Consider the following 10,275-nt stretch of genomic DNA (forward strand, 5'->3'; position numbering starts at 1 on the left):
AATCTCACCGTTATGGGCCAGGTAACGGAACGGCTGGGCCAGCGGCCACTGGGGCAGCGTGTTGGTGGAAAAGCGCTGGTGGAAAACGACAATCGCCGTTTCCATGGCGCTGTCGCCCAAGTCCGGGAAAAACACCGGCAGATCCACCGGCATCATCAGGCCTTTGTAAGACATGACAGAGGCGGACAGGGAACAGATATAGAAGTAGCCGTCGTTCTCGATGGCTTTTTCCGCATGGCGACGGGCAAAGAACAACCGACGGTTCAGCTCCTGCTCGGAGTTGCCGTCTGCCGCCACCATCACCTGCCAGAACCCCGGCAGGGACGCACGCGCCAGATCACCCAGGCAGGCCGGATCGGTAGGCACTTCGCGCCAGCCGAGCACGGCAACACCCTGGGCTTCCAGGGCCGCATTGATTGCGCTCTTCTGCTGCTCGGACTGATCCGCGTCCGGGTGGGTAAATACCATCCCCACACCGTAATTGTCCGGCAACGTAATGGATTGCTCTTCCGCGACCTTGCGGAAGAAAGAATCGGGTTTCTTAAGCAACAGACCGCAGCCATCACCGGTTTTTCCGTCGGCATTAATGCCGCCCCGGTGTGTCATGCACGTAAGTGCTTCAATAGCAGTTTGCAGAAGCTCGTGGCTGGCCTGGCCCTCCATATGGGCGATCAGACCAAAACCACAGTTGTCCCGGAATTCTCCGGGCTCAGTGAGCCCCCGCACCAGCGTTGAGTTCTGCTGCATGAAAACCTTTCCTCTTGAAATTCAGAGACTTACAGAAGGCAAATGGCGTCAAGAAAACGGTGACGGCAAAAAAGGGATATGCATTCTACACATTGCGCGCTTGGGCGACAAATTGAACAGTCACCCAAGGCGCTTTTTTATGCTTAAAGTTCGCCGCGAACATCGCCCATCTTGCGAGGAAAAGGCCCCGCTGAGCGTAACTTTGCTGGCAACGTCGACTTTGCATCAAGCGCTGCCTGACGGCTGGAATAGTCCCCGGCGAGCACCAGAAACACGGTTTTTCCATTCCGTTTGGCCGGATAATAGGCCCCCTTACGATCCAGCTGGTCCAGCACCGCACGGGCATTCGCTTCCTGGCTGGTGGCGGTAATCTGCAAAAACCAGCGATTGTCATCCAGCGCCGCGAGCCAGGCCGCCTGATTATACCCCGAGGTTTCGGCTGGTGCTTTTTCTTGCTCCGATTGCGAAGCGGCTTTGCTCTCCACCTTTTCTGGCTTTACTGACGCAGATTCATCCGGCTTGTCAGGTGCCGGCGCCACCGCCACTTCCTGTTGAGCCTGAGCTGGAGAAGATTGCATAACCGGATCAGTCACTGGCGCCAGCTGTACATTGCTGTTCGGCGCAGCCTCAGCCTTGCTTTCTTCGTCTTCCGGCTCCGCCCCGATATCCTCAAGACGCGCCACCGGCTCCATGGTCGGCTTCAGCGGTGTAACCCCGGGCTCCCGGGGCGCAACCTCTTGCTGTTTCGACGGCACCGACTCCGGCACAGGCAAAGCCAACTGGCGGGAATCCTGCGCCGCATCCTCATCATCGCCGCCAGAAAGCACTGACCACAAGAGGATCACCACCAACAACAGCCCCACAACAGCAGCCCCGTGACGCCAGGGAGCAGTGGCACGGGACGCTGGCGCCGTATCAGCCGGCGGCACAGGCGCTTCGGCATCAACATGATTATCGTCATCTTCATCATCGCTGGAGCGCGCGGAAAAGCCCGGCATATCACTCATGCCGTCATCGGTCTCGCCCGCTTCAGCGGCGCTGTCCTGGCTGTGCGTGGCCGCCCCTACCGGCACCGCCGCAGCGGACCCCCGGGTACCCTGCAACAGCCCCAGCAGAGCACCCGGCAACCCCTCACTACCGTGCGCCAGCCGCTCTGATTCGTCCTCATCCAGCTCCTCGCCAGCAACAAACCAGGCAAAATCCTGCACATCATCCGCATTCAATGTTGGCAGATCCAGCACGTCATCCACGGTAAAGTCCACGGACTTGAGCGCTTCGACGGTGCCCGGCAGCCCCCCGAACAGGTAGCACAACCGCGCGCCCAGTTTCTGCTTGAGGGCCGCCATGGTGGCCAGCGCATCCGCTCTCACGTCTTCACTGTTATCCACCACCACCACCAGGCGACCATCACTCAGGGTGTCACGCAGCATTTGCGGCAGGTCAGCGCGGTCAATATCGAAATGACGCAGCAACGCGTCGACCACCACATTGGCATCATGGGGCTCACTGCCATCGATGCGAACCACTTCCATGTCGGCCAGCAGCGCCATCACTGCCTGCCCGAGCAGAGTAGACACACCGCTGCCCGTGTCGCCTTCTATAGCCACTACCGAGCCCAGCCCGGCATGGGCAGTCATGGCATCCAGGAAATCCCCTCGCGAGGCCCCGCTATAGAAACGTTCGTCATCATGCTCCACAAAAAGCCTCCAGCGTTTTTTGCAATGCCACTTCATCATAGTCGGCCGTTACCACAGCCTTACCCAGCGCGCGCAACAGCACAAGGCGTAACTGGCCGTTATGAACCTTCTTGTCCATGGCCATTAGATCGACAAATTGTTCCGGCGTCATATCTTTAGGGGCCGCCACAGGCAGCCCCCAAGTGGACAGCAACGCCACCACGCCCGGCTCCAGATCATCCGGCACCCAGCCAAGCTCAGCCGACATCCTGATCGCCATCAACATGCCCACGGCTACCGCCTCGCCATGCAACCACTGACTGTAGCCCGTAGCCGTCTCGATCGCGTGCCCGAAGGTATGCCCCAGATTCAACAGGGCACGATTGCCCTGCTCGGTTTCATCGTCCGCCACCACCTGCGCCTTGTTTTCGCAGCTACGGAAGATGGCCTCGGAGATGACCGACTCTTCTCTGGACAACAGCTTGCTGTTATTGGTTTCCAGCCACTGGTAGAAATCCGGATCACGGATCAGGCCATATTTGACGACTTCCGCGTAACCGGCAGCCAGCTCCCGCTCCGGCAGAGTACCGAGAACGTCGGTATCGATCAGCACAAGTCTCGGCTGATGAAAGGCCCCGATCATGTTCTTGCCACGGGGGTGATTTACCGCCGTCTTGCCCCCCACGGACGAGTCCACCTGTGCCAGCAGCGTGGTCGGCACCTGAATAAAATCCACACCACGCTGATAGCAGGCCGCCGCAAAGCCCACCATGTCACCAACCACACCGCCTCCCAGCGCGATCAACGTAGTCGTGCGCGAATGACGTTTAGCCATCAAGGCATCGAAAAGGGTTTCCAGGGTGTCCAGGGTCTTGTATTTCTCACCGTCAGGGAGAATCAACGTATCGCACTGGATCGCGGAGAACTGCGCCTCCAGCGCCGCCAGATACAGCGGGGCGATGGTTTCATTGGTGACAATCATCACCTGATTACCGCGTACCTGCTCGGCCAGGGGGAAAGACGACAGCAAACCGGCCCCGATATGAATAGGGTAACTCCGCTCGGCCAAGGCCACCTGAAGTGTGCGCATTACAGCTCCCACAAACGATAATTCAGCAAAACAGACCAGAGATCAGCCCGGCAATTGCCTGCATTATCCTTGTGGGTGAGAGTCCAAACAAGCGAGCACGTCGTCGGCGACTTTTTTCAGGTTGCCCGATGCGGTCGAGACAACATGGTGAGCCACCTGCCGGTAGAGCGGATCGCGCTCAGCGAACAGGGCATCAAGCCGCGCCCTGGGGTCTGCCGTTTGCAGCAGCGGGCGGCCTTTGTCATTGCGGGTGCGCGCCAGCTGAACCTCTACCGGCGTCCACAGGTAGACCACACAACCGCGCTCATGGAGAAAGGTACGATTTTCCGGGGTCACCACAACCCCACCCCCGGTCGCCAGCACGATGCCGGACTCCCGGGTCAATTCGTCGATAACATCCTGCTCTCGCCGCCGGAAGCCCGCCTCGCCTTCCATATCGAAGATCCAGGGGATGTCCGCACCGGTCTTCTCCTCAATGACACGATCAGAGTCGAAAAACGGGCGATCCAGCAGCTGGGCAAGATGCCGGCCCAGGGTGCTTTTACCTGCACCCATGGGCCCGACAAGAATCAAAGGAACAACAGAATTAGTCTTGATCACCGATTAGCCAAAGCATCCTTCATCAACCGTGGCGTAATAAAGATCAGCAGCTCCTGCTTGTTATCACGCTTTACGGTATTTCTGAACAAGTTACCAATCCACGGCAAGTCACCCAGGAAAGGCGTCTTGGTCACGGAATTGATCTTCTCCTGCTGGAAGATACCACCGAGCACCACCGTCTCGCCATCATTGACCAGCACGGAGGTTTCTACCCGGTTGGTATTGATCGCCGCAGAGCCGTCGGAACTGAAGGAGTCGTTGTTGACTTTCAGCGTCATGATGATATTGCCATCCGGCGTGATATGCGGAGTTACCTCCAGGCGCAGCTCCGCTTCCACGAAGTCGATGGAAGTGGCACCGGAGGACGTGGCCACCTCAAAAGGCACTTGCTGACCAGAGGCAATCACCGCCGGCTGCTGATCCGCTGTCAACACCTTCGGAGTCGCCACCAATTCACCATGGCCTTCAGCCTCTAGCGCAGACAGCTCAAGCTCAATAAGGCCAGAGGTCAAGGAAGTAAAGCCAACAGCAAAACGGGAAGCACTTGCAGAATCTACACCCAAGTCAACCAATAAATCATCGGAGTTATCAGCACCAGGAATAATAAAATCCTGATCAATTTCGCCTGTAGTCGGGTCGATTTCGGTTTCCAGGTTAGTCCCATGCAAGTCCCTAATGGACTGCAAACGACCGGAAAACAGAGCGGACTCGCCATCATTGATAATGGACTCATTGTCATAACCCAGGCCGCCCCAACGAACACCAAATTCATCCGAGAGATCATTCGTTGCCACAACAACCCTGGCCTCAATCAATACCTGCTGAACCGGGATATCCAGCTCAGAAATCAAATCGCGAATTTCCGCCAGCTTGGCTTGGGTATCCTGCACAATAAGGGTATTGGTACGCTGATCCACCACCACGGAACCCCGATTACTCAGCAACGAGGCAGCCTTGCCACCAGCACTGCTGATCAGGGTTTTCAGTTCACTTGCGTTAGCGTAGTTGATACTTACATACTCGGTACGTAGTGGCGCCAGCGCCTCAATTTTCTTCTGACTTTCCAGCTCAAGCTGCTCCCGGGCAGCGATCTCGTCAGCGGGCGCCACAAGCAAGACATTACCTACCTGCCTCTTATCAAGCCCCTTGGTCTTCAAAATCAGTTCCAATGCCTGATCCCAAGGCACGTTCTGCAGGCGCAGGGTAATACGACCAGAGACTGTGTCAGAAGCCACCAGATTCAAGCCGGTAAAGTCTGCGATCAACTGCAGCACGGAGCGCACTTCAATGTCCTGGAAGTTCAAAGACAGCTTCTCTCCCGTATAAGCAAAAGCCTCCTTTTTCTTGCGCTCCGCGTCAGCCTTACTAACCGGCTTTACATTAATGCTGAATTCGTTGTCGGCCTGGTACGCCAGATATTCCCAGGAGCCCGTCGGCTCAATGGTAATTTGCACACTGCCGTCCACGCTGGCCGTTTCGATCATGCGAACAGGAGTGGCAAAATCAGTCACATCCAGCTTACGCACTTGATCATTATCGACACCGGCGCCCACGAAACGAGCAATGATTTTGCCGCCTTCCTCCTGCACATCCACCGGAATCGACGACTTAGACAGCTNCACAATAACCCGGCCTTCGCCACTGGTGCCGCGTCGAAAATCCACTCCGCTGACCACCGCATCACCGGCAGTTTTTACGTCCCCAGAGGCGGACATTGCTGTGTTGGCCTCTTCATCACCCAACACCACCACAAGGTCACTACCATCAACACTGGTGGAATACCCTGTCAGGGATTCCAGGTTAAAGATCAGGCGCGTTCTGTCCTTGGCTTCGACAATGGTGACACTGCGCGCATTGCCAGCCCCCAGGTTTTGCCGTTTCCCTGACACATCGCTATCAGCATTGATCAAATCCAGCGCGATCCGTGCCGGCTTTTCGATGCTATAGCCTTTGACTTCCGGCACACCGCCCTCAAAGCGCAGACGTACCTCCATGCTATCGCCGGAAAGGGAATTGGCTTCAATGGATTGCAATGTCCCCGCCATTGCCACGGCATTAAGGACACTCAGTGCCCCTGCCGCCAGAAACCCCGCCAGACGCCGGGAAGCGCTCTTTTTTATTTTCAATGTTGCACATTTCATAACTGGATCCCCAGCGACTGTTATTCGGAAATCGAGACGTTGCTGGCGCGTTCTACCCAGCCATCCCGACCATCCGGTACGATTTCAATCAAACCAACCTTGACCTCGCTAACATCTTTCACGCGGCCAAAGTTTTTCCCCATGTAATTGCCTGGTCGCACCCTTGTCACAGCTCCAGAAGGGTCTGCAATCAAAGCCTGGACCGGCTCGCCTGGCTTGGTGATCGTGCCAACCATGCGTAACGCATCCAGCGAAAAACGCTCCAGATATTCTTTTGGCCGAGCCAGATCCGGCTCGACATTTACGCCCTCGCGCACCAGAAGCAACTCCTGATCCTTGGGCGGACTAAACGGCGACCGCAACTGCTGCGCTGAATACGCATAGGTCGCGATCGGTTTAAACTCCGGCGGCGGCTCAATACGCCCTCGCGGCCGAGCTTTAATCTCTTCCAGCTTGGCATCCAGACCCGCCAGGTTCGCATTCGAACCGCACCCCACCAGGCCAAACATCGATACCGCCAACAGAGGCAGCAAGGCTATCTTAGAATATGCTTTCATTTTGCCCCCCTATTTCTTCTTGGCCTTGGATGGTTTGCTAGCTGCGCCGTCCTTGCTGGAATAACGGTAGGTCTTGGCAGTGATATCCATCTCAAGCAATCCAAGGGCCCTCAAGGCGTCATCCTTGGGGGGCTTGATTTCGAAATCATGCAGCGTCACGATCCTTGGCAAGGCCGCCACACCAGAGACAAAAGCGCCAAAACCGTGGTAATCACCGATCACACGAATATCAATCGGCAACTCGGCATAGAATTCTTTTTCTGCCTCTTTCTTCAGTGCAATGGTTTCGAACTCGAGCCCACTCCCCAAACCTGTATGCGTAATATCCTCAAGCAAGCCGGGCACTTCGGTGTCCTTGGGCAACTGCTTTAGAAGCGCACCGAAGGTCTGCTCCATTTCCGCAAGCTGGGCACGAAACTGATCCAGGTTATGCGCTTCAAACGCTTTCTTCTCATAACTTTTCAGCAACGACGATTCTTCACGTTGCTGCTGATCGAGAAGCTTATTCGCATCCTGAATAACAAAGAAGTATCCCAGCGCCAGTACAGCGACCAAAACGAGTAACGCGGCACCGACTTTGACCGGTGTTGGCCACCCCCCCACATTTTCGAAGTCCAGACTGTTAAGCTCGTCCATCAACTCCCGTAAATCGAGATTTTTCAGCTCAGAGGCGTTCATTTTTGTTCTCCCTCTTTCTTGCTGTTCGGCGAGGACTGCTTCACGGTCAAGGTAAACTTATTCGCTTGGGAGCCATCCTCCAGCGCAGTCACATTCTGCAAATTGGCCTCACCAAACCACGGGGAGCCATCGAAATTACGCATCAACCGGGAGATGCGATTGTTACTTTCCGCCACCCCGGCAATGCTGTATACGTCCCCGATGCGCTTGACCTGAGAATAGAACACGCCATCAGGCAGGGTTCGCACCAATTCATCAAAGACATACACAATAGTTGGGCGATTTCCCTGAAGATTCTGAATAACCTCCATTCGTGCAACCAACTCATCCCGACGGGCTTGCAGCTCTTTAATTTCCTTGATCTTTTCGTTCAGCTCAGCGGTTTTGCTCTGGATATGACTATTGCGCGCACGCTGGTCCGCTATTTGCTGATCAACCACACTTTTCCAGCCGAAGAACAGTAAAGCCCCCACCACCGCTGCTACCACCAGCAGAACGATGAACTCCTGCTGCTGTCGCTTGCGGCGCTCTTCGCGCCAGGGCAACAGGTTAATTGTTGTTGTCATTGGTCAAAGCTCCTCAATGCCAGGCCGCAGGCAATCATCAATGCCGGGGCATCATTGGCAATGGCAGAGGCACTCACCTTGTTTGCCAGCGCCATGTCACTGAACGGATTGGCCACAGAACAGCCCGCCCCCACTTTCTCCTGAATCAGATCACCCAGATCGGCGATCGAGGCAGAGCCACCTGCCAGCAGGATGTAATCCACTTCATTGAACTGGGTGGAGCCATAGAAAAACTGCAGGGAACGATTCACCTGCTGAACGATGGCGTCCTTGAACGGCTGCAGCACTTCGCTTTCATAATCATCGGGGAGCTCGCCGGTTTTCTTGGCAAGGCCAGCCTCTTCCATGGAAATACCGTAGCGGCGCTGGATTTCCTCGGTAAGCTGCTTGCCACCAAAGAGCTGTTCACGGGTATAAACACTGCGCCCCTGATGGAACACGTTCAACGTGGTCATGGTGGCGCCGATATCAAATACCGCCACGGTTTCCAGCTCATCCGAGTTCGGCAAACCGGCCTGGATCAACTGGAAAGCACGCTCCATGGCGTACGCTTCCACATCCACCGCTTTCGGTTGCAGGCCACCGATTTCCAGTGCATCAGTGCGCATCTCCACGTTTTCGGTACGTGAAGCCGCAACCAGCACCTCTACCCGCTCATCGTTATTTTCCACCGGCCCCACGACCTGAAAGTCCATGCGAACTTCATCCATGGGATAAGGGATATACTGGTCGGCCTCGGACTTGAGCTGCAATTCCAATGCATCCTCGTCCAGATCCGCATCCATTTCGATGAGTTTGGTGATCACCGCGGAACCGGACACCGCCACCGCCGCGGTTTTCACCCCGGGGCGCGCACGGCTGACCAGGCGGGCAATGGCATCGCCCACACCTTCCACGTCGCTGATGTTTTTCTCGACAACCGCATTGGCCGGCAGAGGTTCAACCCCATAGCTCTCGACCTTGTAGCGGCCCCCTGATTTGGACAGTTCCAGCAGCTTGACCGCCGTGGAGCTGATGTCGATCCCCAGTAGTGTCTGGGCCTTTTTTCTGAGGAAAGGCAGCACTGTCGTCGTCCCGTCTGGTTATTATTGAAGTGTTTTTTCTTGCTAAAGATACACTTACACGTTTTTTATGTCGAATTACTTTAGGAGTTAGTAATAGCAGAACAGATATTAGATCACAACAAGCATTCCACCATATAATGACCCACTTCACGGGCCGGCTAGGCCTTTCTACCGATCCCAGCCAGTAGTTGCCGAAAACATGCGTTTACCCTCCTGGATCCGATACCTGCTGTTACTCCTTATTGCCGGCGCCGGCGGGGGCCTGACGGCGCTCGCCGCCTGCTACCTCTATCTGGCTCCCCAGCTACCCCCGGCAAGCCAGATTCGCGAGGTGGAATACCAGATCCCCCTGCGCATCTACAGTCGCGACATGAAGCTGATCGCAGAATACGGGGAGAAACGCCGTCAGCCAGTGACTTACGACGAACTGCCGGAACCGCTGATCCAGGCGGTACTGGCGGCGGAAGACGAACGCTTCTTTCGCCACAACGGCGTAGACCTGAAAGGCCTGCTGCGCGCCTTTGTGGAATTGGCCCGTTACCGGGAAATCCGCTCCGGGGGCTCTACCATCACCATGCAGGTCGCCCGCAACTTCTTCCTGGACCGGGAGCAGCGCTTTCTGCGCAAATTCAACGAAATCGTGCTCGCCATCCAGATCGAACGGGTCCTCAGCAAGGAAGAAATCCTTGAGCTTTATCTAAACAAGATTTACCTGGGGCACCGGGCCTACGGCGCCGAAGCGGCTTCCCAGGTTTATTACGGCAAGTCCGTGGGCGAACTCAGCCTACCCCAATGGGCCATGATTGCCGGGCTACCGAAAGCCCCTTCAGCCTATAACCCAATCACCAACCCCCAGCGCGCCCAGGTCCGACGCAACTGGATTCTGCATCGCATGGAAGAGACCGGCGCCCTCACCGCCGAGCAGCGCGAGCTCGCCCAGGCCGCCCCGGTCAGCGCCCGCTTCCATGCCGCCTCACCGGAAGTGGACGCCGCCTATCTGGGTGAAATGGCCCGCTTGCAGGCCATGGAATTGGTGGACGCCAATATCTACACCGACGGCATCCGCATCATCACCACGGTAGACAGCAAACGCCAGCAGGCTGCGGTCAACGCCCTGCGCAACGGCCTGCACAGTTATGACGAGCGCCACGGCTAC

9 protein-coding genes and 1 pseudogene are annotated in these 10,275 nt (G+C 56.4%); 1 reads left to right on the forward strand and 9 read right to left on the reverse strand.

The window, feature by feature from the left end:
* The 9 genes and pseudogenes from gltB to A3754_RS11225 all read right to left on the reverse strand — a co-directional run.
* Positions 1-747 (reverse strand): annotated as a pseudogene (gltB, locus tag A3754_RS11185) (glutamate synthase large subunit); the annotation flags it as partial.
* Positions 748-890: 143 nt separating this feature from the next.
* On the reverse strand, positions 891-2,444 hold the full coding sequence (locus A3754_RS11190; protein WP_082872516.1) for an SPOR domain-containing protein: 1,554 nt from the start codon (positions 2,442-2,444) through the stop codon (positions 891-893).
* Positions 2,434-3,513 (reverse strand): 3-dehydroquinate synthase, encoded by a 1,080-nt coding sequence (aroB, locus tag A3754_RS11195; protein ID WP_063519746.1) that lies wholly within the window; start codon positions 3,511-3,513, stop codon positions 2,434-2,436. The genes A3754_RS11190 and aroB overlap by 11 nt, the downstream gene beginning before the upstream one ends.
* A 63-nt stretch (positions 3,514-3,576) precedes the next feature.
* Positions 3,577-4,113 carry a shikimate kinase AroK gene (gene aroK / locus A3754_RS11200; protein WP_082872515.1) on the reverse strand — a complete coding sequence of 179 codons (537 nt, stop codon included), beginning with the start codon at positions 4,111-4,113 and terminating at the stop codon, positions 3,577-3,579.
* Entirely contained in the window at positions 4,110-6,254 is a 2,145-nt protein-coding gene (gene pilQ / locus A3754_RS11205) for a type IV pilus secretin PilQ family protein (protein WP_063519748.1), read from the reverse strand. Before pilQ ends, aroK begins: the two co-directional genes overlap by 4 nt.
* A gap of 20 nt (positions 6,255-6,274) precedes the next feature.
* On the reverse strand, positions 6,275-6,811 hold the full coding sequence (locus A3754_RS11210) for a pilus assembly protein PilP (RefSeq protein WP_063519749.1): 537 nt from the start codon (positions 6,809-6,811) through the stop codon (positions 6,275-6,277).
* Positions 6,812-6,820: 9 nt separating this feature from the next.
* Positions 6,821-7,489: a type 4a pilus biogenesis protein PilO gene (locus tag A3754_RS11215; RefSeq protein WP_063519750.1), complete on the reverse strand. Its 669-nt coding sequence runs from the start codon at positions 7,487-7,489 to the stop codon at positions 6,821-6,823.
* Positions 7,486-8,055, reverse strand: a complete 570-nt coding sequence (locus tag A3754_RS11220) for a PilN domain-containing protein (protein WP_063519751.1) — start codon at positions 8,053-8,055, stop codon at positions 7,486-7,488. The genes A3754_RS11215 and A3754_RS11220 overlap by 4 nt, the downstream gene beginning before the upstream one ends.
* Positions 8,052-9,119, reverse strand: a complete 1,068-nt coding sequence (locus A3754_RS11225) for a pilus assembly protein PilM (RefSeq protein ID WP_063519752.1) — start codon at positions 9,117-9,119, stop codon at positions 8,052-8,054. The genes A3754_RS11220 and A3754_RS11225 overlap by 4 nt, the downstream gene beginning before the upstream one ends.
* A gap of 199 nt (positions 9,120-9,318) precedes the next feature.
* Here A3754_RS11225 and A3754_RS11230 point away from each other — a divergent pair.
* Positions 9,319-10,275 (forward strand): transglycosylase domain-containing protein (locus A3754_RS11230; protein ID WP_197468631.1); only part of this gene is annotated, 957 nt, incomplete at its 3' end.

The organism is Alcanivorax sp. HI0083 (assembly GCF_001635175.1).

Excerpts from the sequence above, each read along its gene's own strand:
- aroB (WP_063519746.1), bottom strand. The coding sequence starts at position 3,513 with ATGCGCACACTTCAGGTGGCCTTGGCCGAGCGGAGTTACCCTATTCAT.
- A3754_RS11210 (WP_063519749.1), bottom strand. The coding sequence starts at position 6,811 with ATGAAAGCATATTCTAAGATAGCCTTGCTGCCTCTGTTGGCGGTATCG.
- A3754_RS11215 (WP_063519750.1), bottom strand. The coding sequence starts at position 7,489 with ATGAACGCCTCTGAGCTGAAAAATCTCGATTTACGGGAGTTGATGGAC.
- A3754_RS11220 (WP_063519751.1), bottom strand. The coding sequence starts at position 8,055 with ATGACAACAACAATTAACCTGTTGCCCTGGCGCGAAGAGCGCCGCAAG.